General features: G+C 74.4%; 14 protein-coding genes. 5 read left to right on the forward strand and 9 right to left on the reverse strand.

All coding sequences use genetic code 11. The annotated features are described in order from the left end of the window. Nucleotides 1-15 precede the first annotated feature (15 nt). The 5 genes from JQN84_RS16930 to JQN84_RS16950 form a co-directional block, all read right to left on the reverse strand. Entirely contained in the window at nt 16-1422 is a 1407-nt protein-coding gene (locus JQN84_RS16930; protein WP_204959323.1) for a flavin-containing monooxygenase, read from the reverse strand. A 156-nt stretch (nt 1423-1578) separates the two neighbouring features. Continuing rightward, entirely contained in the window at nt 1579-2265 is a 687-nt protein-coding gene (locus JQN84_RS16935) for an endonuclease/exonuclease/phosphatase family protein (RefSeq protein ID WP_204959641.1), read from the reverse strand. A gap of 161 nt (nt 2266-2426) precedes the next feature. Further along, on the reverse strand, nt 2427-3374 hold the full coding sequence (locus JQN84_RS16940) for an ROK family glucokinase (protein ID WP_204927818.1): 948 nt from the start codon (nt 3372-3374) through the stop codon (nt 2427-2429). 73 nt (nt 3375-3447) lie between these two features. After that, nucleotides 3448-4122: a hypothetical protein gene (locus JQN84_RS16945; protein ID WP_204959324.1), complete on the reverse strand. Its 675-nt coding sequence runs from the start codon at nt 4120-4122 to the stop codon at nt 3448-3450. Nucleotides 4123-4159: 37 nt separating this feature from the next. Further along, nucleotides 4160-4612, reverse strand: a complete 453-nt coding sequence (locus JQN84_RS16950; RefSeq protein ID WP_204959325.1) for an SRPBCC family protein — start codon at nt 4610-4612, stop codon at nt 4160-4162. 168 nt (nt 4613-4780) lie between these two features. On the opposite strand from JQN84_RS16950, the gene JQN84_RS16955 reads away from it, so the two are divergent. From JQN84_RS16955 to JQN84_RS16975, 5 genes are all read left to right on the forward strand, one after another. Further along, entirely contained in the window at nt 4781-6580 is a 1800-nt protein-coding gene (locus JQN84_RS16955; RefSeq protein WP_204959326.1) for an AMP-dependent synthetase/ligase, read from the forward strand. Nucleotides 6581-6594: 14 nt separating this feature from the next. Then, nucleotides 6595-8286 carry a sensor histidine kinase gene (locus JQN84_RS16960; protein WP_204959327.1) on the forward strand — a complete coding sequence of 564 codons (1692 nt, stop codon included), beginning with the start codon at nt 6595-6597 and terminating at the stop codon, nt 8284-8286. Between the two features lie 7 nt (nt 8287-8293). Beyond that, nucleotides 8294-8962 carry a response regulator transcription factor gene (locus JQN84_RS16965; protein WP_007072219.1) on the forward strand — a complete coding sequence of 223 codons (669 nt, stop codon included), beginning with the start codon at nt 8294-8296 and terminating at the stop codon, nt 8960-8962. 206 nt (nt 8963-9168) lie between these two features. Next, the gene (locus JQN84_RS16970) at nt 9169-9978 is read left to right on the forward strand and encodes an SAM-dependent methyltransferase (RefSeq protein ID WP_204959328.1); all 810 of its coding nucleotides are present in this window, start codon (nt 9169-9171) and stop codon (nt 9976-9978) included. Beyond that, complete coding sequence (locus JQN84_RS16975; RefSeq protein WP_204959329.1) at nt 9971-11731, forward strand: putative bifunctional diguanylate cyclase/phosphodiesterase; 1761 nt, start codon at nt 9971-9973, stop codon at nt 11729-11731. The genes JQN84_RS16970 and JQN84_RS16975 overlap by 8 nt, the downstream gene beginning before the upstream one ends. 25 nt (nt 11732-11756) lie before the next feature. Here the strand turns inward: JQN84_RS16975 and JQN84_RS16980 are convergent, their stop codons facing one another. From JQN84_RS16980 to JQN84_RS16995, 4 genes are all read right to left on the reverse strand, one after another. After that, the gene (locus tag JQN84_RS16980; RefSeq protein ID WP_204959330.1) at nt 11757-12896 is read right to left on the reverse strand and encodes a glycosyltransferase family 4 protein; all 1140 of its coding nucleotides are present in this window, start codon (nt 12894-12896) and stop codon (nt 11757-11759) included. After that, complete coding sequence (locus JQN84_RS16985) at nt 12893-14152, reverse strand: M48 family metallopeptidase (RefSeq protein WP_204959331.1); 1260 nt, start codon at nt 14150-14152, stop codon at nt 12893-12895. Before JQN84_RS16985 ends, JQN84_RS16980 begins: the two co-directional genes overlap by 4 nt. 106 nt (nt 14153-14258) lie before the next feature. Further along, nucleotides 14259-14468: a hypothetical protein gene (locus JQN84_RS16990; protein ID WP_204959332.1), complete on the reverse strand. Its 210-nt coding sequence runs from the start codon at nt 14466-14468 to the stop codon at nt 14259-14261. A gap of 209 nt (nt 14469-14677) precedes the next feature. Continuing rightward, nucleotides 14678-15244 (reverse strand): hypothetical protein, encoded by a 567-nt coding sequence (locus JQN84_RS16995; RefSeq protein ID WP_204959333.1) that lies wholly within the window; start codon nt 15242-15244, stop codon nt 14678-14680. Between the last annotated feature and the right edge of the window lie 8 nt (nt 15245-15252).

Raw genomic sequence — 15252 nt, forward strand, 5'->3', positions numbered from 1 at the left:
GATCGGTCGTGCCGGTCACTTGCCCTCCAGCTCGTCGAGGGCGCGCTGCACCGCGCGCAGGTAGTCGACGTGGCCCACCTCGAACCAGTGCCGGCTGCTGTCCTTGACCTTCCCCGCGTACCGCTCGCCCGCGCCGGCCGCCGCCCGGGAGGCGAACGCGGCGGCCCGCTGCGGCTGCTCGCGGCGCAGCCGCAGCGACCTGGCGAACAGCACGGTCTGCCAGTGCGCCAGGGTGAACAGCCCCGAGTCGGGCTGCAACAGCCCGGCCACCGCCAGCGTCGGGTGGCCCGGCGGGAACGCGTGCAGCCACAGCCGGGGACGGCCCGAGCCGTCGGCGTCGCCGAGGACACCCGGGTCGAGGAACTCGAAGCGGGGCAGATAGCCGGTGGCGAAGACGACCAGCTCCGGGTCGATCTCCCGGCCGTCGGTGAGGGTCACCCCGCCGGAGTGGAACCGGGCCGGCTCCGGCACGGGGGTGATCTCGCCGTGGCCGACGTAGTAGACGAGTTGGCTGTTGGCGATCGGGTGCGTCTCGTAGACCCGGTGGTCGGGCTTCGGCAGCCCGAACCGGGTCAGGTCGCCGACGGTCAGCCGCAGCGTCCAGTGGTAGAGCCACTGCCGCAGCCGCAGCGGCACCCGCAGCGCCAGCAGTGCGTCGTTGACCTGGTCGGCGGGGCGGCCGAGGACGTACTTCGGGGCGTACCAGTAGCCGCGCCGGGTGGAGTGCCAGCAACGCGACGCCTGCTGGGCCGCCTCGACCGCCAGGTCGCAGCCGGTGTTGCCGGCCCCGACCACCAGCACCCGCTTGCCGCGCAGCTGGGCGGGGTCCTTGTAGGACGAGGCGTGCATGACCTCGCCCCGGAACTCCTCCAGCCCCTCGTAGCGGGGCAGCTTCGGCGACCAGTTGTGCCCGTTGGCGACCAGCACGGCGGCGTACCGGGAGGTGCGTTCCGGGCCGTACCCGCCGGTGCTGCGGGTGGTGACGTCCCACCGGTCACCGTCGACCGGCACCACCCGCACCACCTCGGTGCCGAACCAGATGTGCCGGCGCAGGTCGAAGTGGTCGGCGTACCGCTCGAAGTAGGACAGCAGCTGACTGTGGTGCGGGTAGTCCGGCCAGGAGTCCGGCATCGGGAAGTCGGGGAACTGGGTGAACGGCCGCGACGAGATCAGGTGGGTGCTGGCGTACACCGGGCTGCGGTCGTGCCGCCAGTTCCAGGCGCCACCGACGCCGGTCTCGCGTTCGTAGCAGTCGACGCCGAAGCCGTGTTCGGTGAGGTTCTTGACGGCGGTCAGGCCGCTGGCCCCGGCCCCGATCACGCAGACCGTGTCGCCCCGGTCGGAGACCGGGCGGCCGTCCCGGTTCGCGGGGAGCGTCGTAGGCTCCGGTTCGGGCCGGCCGTGCTCGGTGGAGGGGGACACCGGGAATCTCCTTATGTGCGGCCAGGTACGCCGGTTCGACCGGCATCCTTCCGGGCCCCCGACCCGTTGTCCAGCCCGGCTCGCGGAGGTGTCGCGGCGCGTCGCGGAGCGACCCCCGGCCGGCCGTGGCGGCCGGCCCGGGGACGCTGCTGCCGGTCAGTCGGTGACCGGCAGCAGCAGGTCGACCAGGACCGGGAAGTGGTCGCTGGCCCGGCGGGTGGTCGGGGTGTCCACCACGTCGTAGCCGACCACCTCGACCCGGGGGTCGACGAAGAGGGCGTCGATGCGGCGGCGCGGGTTGGTGCACGAGTAGGTGTGCCGGTCGGCCGCGTCGGCGGCGATCGCGGCGTCGGTCAGGCCGGCCGCCACGGTGCCCCAGGCCGGGCCGTCAGGCCCCTCGTTGAGGTCGGCCCCGAAGACCACCGGCAGGTCGCTTGCGGACAGCTCCCGCCGCAGCAGCGCCGCCTGGCCGGGCCGCTCGGCCGGGTCGGTGGACAGGTGCGAGCCGGCCAGCAGGAACCGGGCCCCGCCGACCTGGCAGCGGGCGTACGCCGCGCCGCGCAGGTGCCGGCCCGGGGTCAGCGGGAACCGCTGGCAGTGCGTCCCGGTCACCCGGACCCGCAGGCTGGTCAGCAGCAGGTTGCCCAGCGAGGGCAGCCCACCGGCGGCCACCACCAGGCCGAACGAGTCGGCCAGCGTGGCGCACTTCTGCCGCCACCGGAACCGGCGCGGCGCCTCCTGCACGATCACCACGTCGGGGGCGGCCTCGCGGACCACGCTGGCCAGCGCCGCCGTGTCGTCGCGCTGGCTGTGGATGTTGTACGACACCACCCGCAGCGGCACCCGGCCGGCGTCGGCCGGGCCGGACCCGGCCGCTCCCGTCGGGGCCGGTGCCGGCGGCGCGGCGGCGGTCCCTGCGGCGGCGTCGGCCGGCGCAGCGGCGGCCCCTGCGGCGGCATCGGCGGGCGCGGGGGCGGCCGGGCGCGGCCCGGTCGGCGCGGCGCTCATCGACGGCGGGCCAGGTCGGCGGCGCCGATGACGCCGGCGCTGTTGCCCAGTTCGGCGGGACGCACCTCGGCCACCGGGAGCCGGCTGCGCTGGGCCAACGCGTCGGCGAAGGACCGCCGGGTCGGGCCGAGCAGCAGGTCACCGGCGTCGACCACGCCGCCGCCGACCACCAGCACCTGCGGGTCGAGGATCTGGGCCATGTCGGCGAGGCTGGTGCCGAGCCAGCGGCCGATCTGCGCGAACGCCTCGGCCGAGATCGGGTCGCCGGCCTGGGCGGCGGTGGTGACCATCGGGCCGGTGATCGCCTCGGCCTCACCGCCGGCCAGCTCCAGCAGGGCGGTGGCGCGTTGCGGTTCCTGCCGGGCGCCGGCGCGGGCGAACCGGACCAGGGCGCTGCCGCTGGCGTACTGCTCGATGCAGCCGAGCCGGCCGCAGCCGCACTGGTGGCCGTCGGGGACGGTGAGCATGTGTCCCAGCTCGGCGGCGATGCCGTGGGCGCCGCGCACCAGCTCGCCGCCGAGGACGATGCCGCCGCCGACGCCGGTGCCGATGGTGAACATGACCATGGAGTCGTCGGCGTCGCGGGCCGCGCCGTGCCGGAACTCGGCCCAGGCCGCCACGTTGCCGTCGTTCTCCACGATCACCGGAAGGCCGGTGGCGGCGCTGACGTAGTCGCGCAGCGGTTCGTCGCGCCAGGCCAGGTTGGGGGCGAACAGCACGGTGGAGCGGGACGCGTCGATCCAACCCGCTGCGCCGATCCCCACCGCGTCGACCTGGTGGCCGGTCGCGAGCTGGGTGACCAGTTCGATGATGACGTCGCGGGTCTTGCCGACGTCGTCCGCGGGGGTGTCCCGCCGGGCCTGCACGAGCACCCTGCCGGTGTCGTCCACGACACCGCCGGCCACCTTCGTGCCACCGACGTCGACTCCGATGGTCAGCGTCACCGCGGCCACTCCCCTCTGCTGTGCTGCCCGACATCGGCCGAAACCGGCCGTACGCTGCCGGGATGTCCGGTGGTCAGGCCCCGTCGCCTGGTGCGTCCCCGTCCGCGCCGGCCGGCGCGCGCGAGGCGGGCACCACGGGACCGTCGGCCGCGGGCCGGACCTGCTGGGCCGGCGCGGCCGGCCCGGCGTCGTCGACGGGCGGTGCGGCGACGGCCGGTTCGACCGTGTCCTCCGCCCGGGTGGCGGCGGACCAGACGTCCCGCTCCGGCGCCGACGCAGAATCATGCCCGGTGCGGGTGGCCTCGCGCCACACATGATCGGCACCGGAATCGGAAGGGCTGGTCGGCGCGGTGGCGTCACCTGACGTCCCGGGGGTTGCTTCCCCTGTTGCGGGCGGGGCGAACGCGCGCATCAGACTGGCGACGCCGGCCGCCAGATCCCCGGCGCCGGTGGCGAGCCGCTCGGCGAATTCGGGACTGGGATCGCGCAGTGCGGCGACGGCCCGGCAGACCGGACAGATGCAGCACTCGGGTGATCCGGTGGCGAAACCCTCAGCCCGGTGGCTGCCGCCCGCCGGCCGGGACACGCCGGCACTGTGACCGAGGACACCCGAGACGATCCCACCGAGCGGACCCCACGGTCCCACCCCCGGGCCACCGCCGGCGGACGCCAGCCGGGCCGTCGCGAGCAGCGTGGCGACCAGCCGTTCCGCTTCCTCCCGGGCCGAGCCCGGTTCCGTTGCGCCCATGGTCGGCTCCCTCGTCGTGTCGCCGGCCGTCGCGTCGTTACGCCGCACCGGTTGCTTCTACCCGGCGCTTGAGCTGCTTCAACGCCGTATCCATGATCATTTTCTCCGCCTTTCGGCGAAACATGCCGAGCATGCCCACCGACAACTCGACCTCCAGCGTGTAGGTCACCGTGCAGGTGCCGTCCGGGTTGCCGACCAGGTCGTACGAGCCACGCTGGGACTTCTGCATCGTCGAGGGCGTCACCAGGTGCCACTCGATGCGGGACAGGTCCTCGGCGTACTCGTAGGCCAGCACGTACTCGTCGGCCATCACCCCGGCGTCGATGGTGAACCGGACCTGGCTGGCGTAGCCGTCCTCGTACTCCTCGACGATCTCGGTGCGCCGCACCGCCTCGGTCCACTCGGGGTAGCGCGCGAAGTCGCAGACGACCGCCGCGACGCGATCCGGTGACGCGCCGATGATGATCGACTGGGTGGAGGAGTCCGCCATGGGGGGAGGCTACCCGGCGCGGGCGACGGATGCCCCGCTCCACCCCCCGGGCAGGGGTCGGGCCGGTGGGCGGGCAACCTGGCTGGCGCAACCGCCCGCCCGGCCGGGTAGGTTTCGACCATGCCGGCCCGTGGTCGGCCCGGCCAGTGCGAGCACGAGGGAGTGCAGGTGCGCGAGTTCTCCGTCCCGCCGATCGTCACCATCGGCGACGCGGCAAACCTGACCGACCCGGTCTGGGACAACGCCGAGGCCGCGCCGGACGCGGTGCAGTTCGTCCGGCCCGCCGCCGAGGGCCGCGCCGCTGTCGACGTCACCTGCCGGCAGTTCCGCGACGAGGTGGTGGCGGTGGCCCGGGGGCTGGCCGGCGCGGGCGTGGCCCCCGGCGACCGGGTCGCCCTGATGAGCCGCACCCGTTACGAGTGGACCCTGCTCGACTACGCCATCTGGGCCGCCGGCGCGGTCACCGTGCCGATCTACGAGACCTCCAGCGCCGAACAGGCCGCCTGGATCCTGGCCGACTCCGGCGCGGTCGCCCTGGTGGTGGAGACCAACAGCCACGCCACCCTGGTCGCCGGGGTCCGCGACCGGCTGCCCGAGCTGCGCGAGATCTGGCAGATCGAGTTGGGCGGGGTCGACGAGATCGTCGCCGCCGGCGCGTCGGTCGACCCGGACGAGATCGAGCGCCGCCGCACCTCCGTCCACGCCACCGACATCGCCACGATCATCTACACCAGCGGCACCACCGGCCGTCCCAAGGGCTGCGTGCTGACCCACCGCAACATGTACGCCGACATCGCCAACGCGGTGCCGGTGCTGCCGAACCTGTTCCGGCCGGGTGCCTCGACCCTGCTGTTCCTGCCGCTGGCGCACGCCTTCGCCCGGCTCATCCAGATCGGGGTGGTGCAGGCCCGCGTCGCCATGGCGCACTGCGCCGACACCCGGGACCTGGTCGCCCAGCTCCAGGAGTTCCGGCCGACGTTCGTGCTCTCGGTGCCCCGGGTCTTCGAGAAGGTCTACAACGGCGCCCGGCAGAAGGCCGAGGCCGACGGCAAGGGCGCGATCTTCGACCGGGCCGAGAAGGTCGCCATCGCCTGGAGCGAGGCGCAGGAGACCGCGGGCGGTCCCGGGTTCGCACTGCGCGCCCAGCACGCCGTCTTCGACCGGCTGGTCTACCGCAAGCTGCGGGCCGCCCTCGGGGGCCGCTGCCGGGACGCGATCTCCGGCGGCGCCCCGCTCGGTGCCCGGCTCGGGCACTTCTTCCGGGGCATCGGGGTGACCATCTGCGAGGGGTACGGCCTCACCGAGACCTCCCCCGCCGCCGCGGCCAACCTGCCCACCGGCACGAAGATCGGCACGGTCGGCCGGCCGCTGCCCGGCGTGACCATCAGGATCGCCGACGACGGCGAGATCCTGATCGCCGGTGACCTGGTCTTCCAGGGGTACTGGAAGAACGAGGCGGCCACCGCCGAGGCGCTCGCCGACGGCTGGTTCCGCACCGGCGACCTGGGGCACCTCGACGACGACGGTTTCCTGCGCATCACCGGCCGCAAGAAGGAGATCATCGTGACGGCCGCCGGCAAGAACGTCGCCCCGGCCGTGCTGGAGGACCAGGTCCGGGCCCATCCGCTGGTCAGTCAGTGCCTGGTGGTCGGCGACCGGCAGCCGTTCATCGCCGCCCTGGTCACCGTCGACGAGGAGGCGCTGCCGAAGTGGCTGGCCGCGCACGGCCTGCCCGAGGACACCCCGGTCGGTCAGCTCGTGACGCACGACGCGCTGCGCGCCGAGATCCAGGGCGCGGTGGACACCGCCAACCTGGCCGTCTCCAAGGCCGAGGCGATCAAGGTGTTCCGCATCCTGCCCCGCGACTTCACCGAGGCAACCGGTGAGCTGACCCCCTCGCTCAAGGTCAAGCGACAGGTCGTCCACAAGACGTACGCGGCCGAGATCGCGGAGATCTACCAAGGCTGACTACGATCCGTCACGTGTCCGCCTCCACAGCCGTCCGCCCCCAGACGCGTCCCGTCGCCGCCGCCGCGCGTGCGGTGATGCTCGCGCTGGTCGGCGCACTGACCCTGATCGCCACCCGCGAACCCGCCCAGCTCTGGTGGATCGCCCTGCTGGCGGTCGCCGGAGCGCCCGCCCTGTTCGCCCCCGAGCACCGGCTGCTCGGCCCGTTGAGCCGGCTCGCCGAGGCGGTGGTGATCGGGCTGGCCGCCAGCCAGGTCGCCGTCGAGGCCGACCTCGGCTCGTCGGTCGGCGGGCTGGGCGCCTCGGCGGTGCTGCCCTACCTGGCGGTGCCGGTGACCGTGACCGCGCTGCGCCGACAGTTCCGCGAGGGCGCGGTGCTGCTCGGGGTCACCGCGGCCACCCTGCTGGTGGCGGGCGCCTTCACCGAGGTCGACGGTGGGCGGCAGCTCGGCCAGCCCGGCTACCTGGCGGTCTGCGCGCAGTGGCTGATCCTCGCCGGGCTCGGCCTCTACGCCGCCGGCACGCTGCACCAGGTGATGCGGGTCCGGGCCGAGGGCAAGCCCCAGCCGTACGCCGAGGCGACCCGGCTGCTGACCCAGCTGCGTACGGTCGCCAGGCAGCTGCCCGGGGCCACCCTCGACCCGGGCGGCATCTCCGAGCACCTGCTGGAGGAACTGCGGACCGTCGCCCCCGTCAGCCGGGGGGCGGTGCTGTCGGCCAGCGGCGGCGGGCGGCTGGTGGTGCTCGCCCAGGTCGGGGTGGACCGGGTCGACTGGGAGACGACGCTGGACGCCGACTCGGCGATCGCCGACGCCTGGGCCAGCCAGCAGCCGCAGACCTCGGCCCGCTCACAGGCCCGCTCGCACACCGGCGGGGACGTCTCGGCGCTGATCGTGCCGCTGGTCGCCGGGGTCCGCACGGTCGGCCTGGTGGTGCTGGAGGCGGACGCGGCGCACGCCTACCCGCCACCGGTGGTGTCCCGGGTGACCGCGCTGACCGGCCCGGCGGCGCTACGCCTGGAGGCGGCGCTGCTCTTCGACGAGGTGCGGTCGCTGGCCACCAACGAGGAGCGGCAGCGGCTGGCCCGGGAGATCCACGACGGGGTGGCGCAGGAGCTGGTGATGGTCGGCTACGGCATCGACAACGCGCTGGCCTACGTCGACGAGGACCCGAAGGAGACCGCCGAGGCGCTGCGCACCCTGCGCGGCGAGGTGACCCGGGTGATCACCGAGCTGCGGCTGAGCCTGTTCGAGCTGCGCAGCGAGGTGGACCGGCACGGCGGCCTGGCGGCGGCGATCGCCGAGTACGCCCGTACCGTCGGCGCGTCGGGCGGGCTGCGGGTGCACCTGTCGCTCGACGAGTCGACCGCCCGGCTGCCGGCGGCCACCGAGGCCGAGTTGCTGCGCATCGCCCAGGAGGCGGTGACCAACGCCCGCAAGCACGCCGGGGCGTCGAATCTCTGGGTCACCTGCGAGGTGGACCCCCCATACGCACAAATTGAAGTGTCGGATGACGGTCACGGCATCGGTGACCAGCGCACCGACGGTCACTACGGCCTTGCGATCATGGCGGAGAGGGCGGAACGTATCCGGGGCCGGTTGGAGATCAGTCCCCGGCAACCCAGTGGTACGACCGTGGCGGTGGTGGTGGGTTCGTCGCCCCGGCGCGATAACGTGCGTGGCAGCGCAGCAGCAGAAGTGGAGTAATTCCAGGATGACCACAAGCCCTACACCGGCCACCCGTACCAAGGTCCTCCTTGTCGACGATCACGATCTGATCCGCAAGGGGCTGCGGCACGCCTTCGAGCGGGACCGTCAGTTCGAGGTCGTCGGCGAGGCCGCCACGGCGGCGGAGGGCGTGCGCCAGGCCGGCGCGCTGCAACCGGACGTCGTGATCATGGATCTGCGGCTTCCCGACGGCAGCGGCCTGGAGGCCACCCGGGCGCTGCGCAAGTCCAGCGCGTCGATGGGCATCGTGGTGCTCACCATGTACGCCGGTGACGACCAGCTCTTCGGCGCGTTGGAGGCGGGGGCGAGCGCGTTCGTGCCGAAGACCGCGCCGGCCGACGAGGTGGTCGCCGCCGCCCGGCACGCCGCCTCCTCGCCCAGCGCGTTCACCGCGGCCGACCTGGCCGAGGCGATGAAGCGCCGGCTGGCCCCGTCCGGCCCGCAGCTCTCCCCCCGCGAGGGTCAGGTGCTGCGGCTGCTCGCCGACGGCATGAGCGTGGCCGGCATCGCCAAGCAGCTCTTCGTCAGCGAGTCGACGGCCAAGACCCACATCTCGAAGCTCTACGAGAAGCTGGGCGCGGCCAACCGGGCGCAGGCGCTGATGACCGCCCTGCGGCTGGGCCTGCTTGAGGCACCGGACGCCCCCAAGTTCTGAGGCGGGGCACCCCGCCCGAGGTCAGGCCCGGGTCCGCCGTGGACCCGGGCCTGCCCTCGGCACCCACCACCGGTTCGACTGCGCCCGGTGAGGAAGCGGTCGCGCACTGATCGCGGTCTTTGCACCCGGGCAGCGGACGGGCAGAATACCCGGGTGAACCGCACGGTCGACCATGTTCGCGGTGGTACTCGACAAAGGGGTTGGGGATGCAGCGACCGAACTGGGCACCCGACGACATCGACATCGAACGCCCCAGTGTCGCCCGCATGTACGACTACTACCTCGGCGGCTCGCACAACTTCGCCGCCGACCGGGTCGCCGCCCGGGCGATGGTGGAGGCGGTGCCCGACGCGCCGCTGATGGCCCAGGCCAACCGGGCCTTCCTGCGCCGGGTGGTGCAGCACCTGGTCGACTCCGGCGTCCGCCAGTTCCTCGACATCGGCTCCGGCATCCCCACCGTCGGCAACGTGCACGAGATCGCCCAGCGGGCCGACCCCCGGGCCCGGGTGGTCTACGTCGACGTCGACCCGATCGCCGTCGCGCACAGCAAGGAGATCCTGGCCGGCAACCCCGCCGCCACGGTCGTACAGGAGGACCTGCGCCGGCCGGAGGCGATCCTGGCGCACCCCGAGGTGACCCGGCTGGTCGACTTCTCCCTGCCGGTGGCCGTGCTGATCGTGGCGGTGCTGCACTTCATCCCGCACTCCGACCATCCCGAGGACATCCTGCGGACCTTGCGCGCCGCGCTGGCCCCGGGCAGCTACCTGGTCCTCTCCCAGGCCAGCGACGACACCCGCGGCGGGGCCGAACGGACCGAGGCGGAACGGGTCTACCGGCGGACCGACAACCCGCTGTGCATCCGCAGCCGAACCGAGCTGACCGCATTCTTCGACGGCTTCACGATCGTCGATCCCGGGGTGGTCTGGGTGCCGCAGTGGCGGCCCGAGACGCCGGAGAGCGCCGAGAACGCCGAGCAGGCCGTGTTCCTCGGTGGCGTCGGGCGTCTCGATGGGTGACCCGCCGAGCCCCCGGGTGTCCTGCCCGGACACGTTCGCCCGCGCCTGGGCCAAGGCGGTCTCCGGCACCAGCTACCTGCCGATGACCCAGGCCCAGCTGGAGGAGCTGCTGCAACGGCTCACCGTCCGGCTGGCCGCCGCGCTGCGCGCCGAGCCGTTCGACCCGCGCGTCGGCCACCAGGTGGGCGCGGAGCTGGTGGCCGCACACATCGCCTCGGCGGAGGGCCTGGGGCGCACCGTCGAGGTCGTCCAGCTCCGCCTGCTGCGCGACCTCGGGCTGGTCGGCGACGACATCTCCGACCGGCTGGCCCGGTTGCTCGCCACCATCACCACCGGGTACGCCCGCGCGCTGCGTGACCGGACCCTCGACGAGCAGGAGTCCATCAGGCGGGCGGCGATGGTGGCCCGCGCCCAGGCCGAACGGGCGCTGCGCGACAGCGAGTCCCGATTCCGCCACCAGGCCACCCACGACCCGCTCACCGACCTGCCCAACCGCACCCTGTTCACCGAGCGGCTCGCCACCGCCATCGCCGCCCCGGGTCGGGGTTCCGCCCGGGTGGGGGTGTGTTTCCTCGACCTCGACCGGTTCAAGGTGGTCAACGACTCCCTCGGCCACCAGCTCGGCGACGCGCTGCTGGTGCAGGTGGCGCAGCGGCTGAGCCGGGCGGTCGGCGAGCATCTGGTGGCCCGCCTCGGCGGTGACGAGTTCGTCGTCCTCGTCGAGCGCACCGACGGCACCGACGACGTGGTGAAGGTGGCGGAGGCGGCGCTCGCCGCGGTCGCCGAGCCGGCGCTGGTCGAGGGACACGAGCTGACCGTCACCGCCAGCGCGGGGATCGTGGAGCGGCCGGTGGCCGGCACCACCCCGGGTGAGCTGATGCGCGCCGCCGACAGCACCCTGCACTGGGCCAAGGCGGCCGGCGGCGCCCGCTGGGCGCTGTTCGATCCGGCCCGGCACCGCACCGAGCTGGCCCGGTACGCCCTGTCGGCGGCCATCCCCGCCGCCCTCGACCGGGGTGAGTTCTTCCTCGACTACCAGCCGCTGACGTCGCTGCGGGACGGCACCGTGGTCGGGGTGGAGGCGCTGGTCCGCTGGCGGCATCCCGAGCTGGGGGTGCTCGGCCCGGACAGCTTCATCGGCCTGGCCGAGGAGACCGGGCTGATCGTCCGGCTCGGCGGTTGGGTGCTCGCCGAGGCGTGCCGGGAGGCGGAGAGCTGGGCGGCCGGCGGCGGGCCCGCCCCGTTCGTCAGCGTCAACCTCGCCGTCCGGCAGGTCCACCGCCCCGGCCTGGTGCAGGAGGTACGCGGGCTGCTGGCGCAGACCGGGCTGCCGCCGCAACGGCTCCAGTTGGAGATCACCGAGAGCACCATGATGAGCACCGGCGGGGAGGACCCGGTCCGGGCCCTGCGGATGCTCAACGACCTGGGTGTCCGGATCGCCATCGACGACTTCGGCACCGGCTACAGCAACCTGGTCTACCTGCGGGACCTGCCGGTGACCGAGCTGAAGGTGGCCGGCGAGTTCGTGACCCGGCTGCGCAGCCCGCAGGTCGACCCGGCCAGCCGCAACGACGAGCAGATCCTGGCCTCGCTGGTGTCGCTGGCCCACGCGCTGGACCTGACCGTCACCGCCGAGGGGGTGGAGACCGCCGACCAGGCCGACCTGCTGCGCGCCATCGGCTGCGACGCCGGCCAGGGCTGGCACTTCGGCAAGCCCGCCCCCGCCGCCCGCATCCTCGAACAGATCCGCTGACCTGTCACGCGGACCGGCCGACGGTTCAGCCGGGGGCGGTGGTGCCGGTGAGCAGGTCCGTCAGGCGGCGGGCCTGGGTCTCCCAGCGCCACTCCTTCTCCACCCAGGCCCGACCGGCCGCGCCGAGCTGGCGGGCCAGGTCCCGGTCGGCGAGCAGGGTGGCCACCCGGTCGGCGAGCACGGCGACGTCCCGCCCCGGGACGACGTACCCGGTCTCGCCCTCACGGACCGCGTCCGGTGCGCCGCCGGAGTCACCGGCCACCACCGGCAGCCCGGTCGCCGACGCCTCCAGGTAGACGATGCCGAGCCCTTCGACGTCCAGCCCCCGGTTGCGGGTACGGCAGGGCATCGCGTAGACGTCACCGGCCGCGTAGTGGGCGGGCAGCGCCTCCCACGGCACCGAGCCGGTGAACACCACGTCACGTTCCACGCCGGTGGACCGGGCCAGCTTCTCCAGCGTCGCCCGGTAGGGCCCGCCGCCGACCACCAGCAGCGCCGCGTCGGGCACCCGGCGGCGGATCGCCGGCAGGGCCCGGATCAGCATGTCCTGGCCCTTGCGCGGGACCAGCCGGGAGACGCAGACCACCACCGGCCGGTCGGCCAGCCCGAGCCGGGCCCGCACCGGCGCACCATCCACCCCCGGGTGGTAGGTGTCCACGTCGACCCCCGGGGCGAGCCGGTGCAGCTCGGTGACGCCGCGCAGGGCGCGTTCCAGCCGTACCCGGGTGTAGTCGCCGAGGTAGGTGACCACGTCGGTGTCCCGGCCGATCCGGCGCAGCGCGGCGCGGGCCCCCGGCAGCGTCGCCCAGCCGGCCTCGTGGCCGTGGGTCAGCGCCACCGCGCGGCGGATGCCGGCCCGGCGGCGCAACCCCCCGGCGAGCAGACCCAGCGGGGCGGCGGCACCGAACCAGACGGTGTCGCAGTCGTGCTCCCGGGCCAGCCGGGCGGCCCGGCGGGCGACCCGGGGCGTGGGCAGCAGCACCCGGGTGGCGTCCCGGACCACCGGGAAGGGCTGCGCGGCGTCGAACCCGGCGGTGTCGCGCCAACTGGAGGCGTAGACCACCACCGAGCCGGGCGGCTGACGGACCGCCAGGTGGTGCACGAACGACTGGATGCCGCCGGGGCGGGGCGGGAAGTCGTTGGTGATCAGCAGGGTCCGGGTCACCGGCCGGCCTCCCGGGCGTACGCGCGGGCGGCGGCCATCCGCTCCACCGTGGACGGATGCGAGGCGAACCAGAGGTACTCCGCCCGGGGCGGGTCGGGATCGGCCAGGTTGACCCCGGCGAGCCGGCGTTGCATCGCCTCGAAGGTGGCCGGGTCACCGGTGAGCGCCAGCGCGTGCGCGTCGGCCCGTGCCTCGACCCGGCGCGACACCAGCGCCTGCACCGGGCCGGCGACCAGCCCGACGACCGTCACCAGGGCGATCAGCAGCGCGAACGCCCGGGGCTCGGCGATCGAGTCGACGCCGGCCCGGCGCAGCAGCGGCGTCCAGGAGCCGACCAGGTAGAGCGCGACGACCGCGGCGGCGGCCCCGAGCGCACCGGTCAGCGTGCCGGTCCAGACGTCGCGGTCCTTGGCGTGGCCCAGCTCGTGCGCCACCACGCTGGTCACCTCGGCCGGGGTGGCCTCGCGCAGCAGGGTGTCGTAGACCACCACCCGCCGGGTCGGCCCCAGGCCGGAGACGTACGCGTTGACCGCCCGGGTGCGGCGGGAGGCGTCGGCGACCAGCACGTCCCGCACCGGTACGCCGTCGCGCGCCGCCAGTGCGGTCAGCTCGGTGCGCAGCGGCCCCTGCTCCATCGGGGTGAACCTGTTGAACACCGGCTCCACCAGCACCGGCAGCACGAAGGACAGCAGCACCACCAGCCCGGCCGCGCCGGCCGCCCCGAACGCCCACCACCAGCGCGGGGCGAGCCGGGTGACGGTGTAGAAGCCGAGCAGCACGGTCGCGGCGAGCACCGCGCTGAGCGCGTACGACTTGAGCAGGTCGACCGTCCAGCCGCCCCAGCCCTGGGTGGCGAGCCCGTACCGGGTCAGCACCGACTGCCGCCAGGCGGCGAACGGGAGGGTGAGCAGGTCGGCCACGAGCACCACGGCGATCCCGCCGAGCACCGCGCGGGCGATCCAGTGGTCACCGAACGGCCTACCGGCCAGCTCGACCAACCGAGCGCCGAGCGGGGTCAGCCCGAGCAGCAGGGCCACCAGCAGGCCGACGGCCAGCCCGGTGTAGCGGCCGGGGCGCAGGGCGGCCTGCAACGCGCGCCCCCGGGCCACCTGGTCGGCGGGCAGGTCACGCAGGGCGGCGAGCTGGTCGGCGCGGGGGGCCGGGGGCCGGCTCCACGGCACCAGCAGGGCACCGAGGACGACCAGGGCCAGCACCAGCGCCGCCAGGGTGAGCACCGCCCAGCCGCGCGGGGTCACCGGGACGCCCCGGCGTCGGGTCCGCGGGCGTGGCGTCGTACCCGTGTCATGCCGCCGCTCCTCCCGCCGTGAGCGCCCATCCTATGGCCCGCCGGCGCGGCGGCGGTCAGGCGACCCGGCGGTGGGTCGACCGGGGCCGACGGGTCTCGTGGGCCAGCACCTCCACCTCGAAGCCGGAGCGGGTGAGCACCTCGATCGCCCGGTGCTCGGCGGCACCCAGGCCGGCGGCCGGCGAGTCGGTGTCGAGCAGGGCCGTCACCAGGCAGCCGGCGCAGCCCGCGCCCCGGACCCGGCAACCGTCGCAGTCGATGAGCATCGTGCCTCCTGACGCTGTGCGGCGTCGGGCGGAGGACCTCGTCACCACCCGAGCACCGTCGGTCAGGTCGGACACTAACCATCGGGTACGACACAACCGGACAACCGGTGATCAACCAGAGCCGAACCGGTGGAGAACGGCGTCGAAGCGTGCAGAGCGTCACCCTGGCGCACCGGGTGGCCGACCGGGCTCGGCGGGGCTCGACGCGGTCATCCCCCGGCGGTGACCGTCGTGGCGGTGACCGTGCCGTCGGTCGCCGGGCCGCCCTGCACGGTGACGCTCTGTCCGGCCTTGAGCGCGCTCAACGTGCTGGCCCTGGCGGTGCGGACCGCGGTGGCGTCGGTGGTGCGCACCGTGATCACGGTGCCGTCGGCGGTCTCCACGTAGAGCGTCCCACCCTCGACCAGCTTCACCGTGCCGGTGGTCGTCGCCGCAGCGGTCGCGCCACCAGGCTGACCTGCGCCGCCCGGCCCGACGCCGCTCTGGCCACGCCCGCCGACGCCGGGAAAGGCGGTGGGCACACCACCCGGGAATCCTGCCCTCCCCGCCCCGGCGGTGCCCGACTCCGCACCACCCCAGCGCTGTTGCACGTGAACCCCGCCCAGGAAGCCGGCCAACACCAGCACCAGCACACCGAGCGCCAGGGTGGTCCGGTCCCACCAGCGGCGCGGTGCCGCCGCGGCGAGCGCGGCGGTCAGCTCCCGGTCCGTGGCATCCGCCGGGACCGGTGGTTGGTCGTCGACCCGGTCGAAGACGACGGTGTCGCTGCTGTCCATGTCGGTTC

This window comes from Micromonospora humidisoli, from assembly GCF_016900955.1.
Taxonomy (GTDB): Bacteria; Actinomycetota; Actinomycetes; order Mycobacteriales; family Micromonosporaceae; genus Micromonospora; species Micromonospora wenchangensis.

Coding starts and splice junctions, on each gene's coding strand:
- JQN84_RS16945 (WP_204959324.1), bottom strand. CDS start 4,122: ATGGGCGCAACGGAACCGGGCTCGGCCCGGGAGGAAGCGGAACGGCTG.
- JQN84_RS16950 (WP_204959325.1), bottom strand. CDS start 4,612: ATGGCGGACTCCTCCACCCAGTCGATCATCATCGGCGCGTCACCGGAT.
- JQN84_RS16965 (WP_007072219.1), top strand. CDS start 8,294: ATGACCACAAGCCCTACACCGGCCACCCGTACCAAGGTCCTCCTTGTC.
- JQN84_RS16970 (WP_204959328.1), top strand. CDS start 9,169: ATGCAGCGACCGAACTGGGCACCCGACGACATCGACATCGAACGCCCC.
- JQN84_RS16975 (WP_204959329.1), top strand. CDS start 9,971: ATGGGTGACCCGCCGAGCCCCCGGGTGTCCTGCCCGGACACGTTCGCC.
- JQN84_RS16990 (WP_204959332.1), bottom strand. CDS start 14,468: ATGCTCATCGACTGCGACGGTTGCCGGGTCCGGGGCGCGGGCTGCGCC.
- JQN84_RS16995 (WP_204959333.1), bottom strand. CDS start 15,244: ATGGACAGCAGCGACACCGTCGTCTTCGACCGGGTCGACGACCAACCA.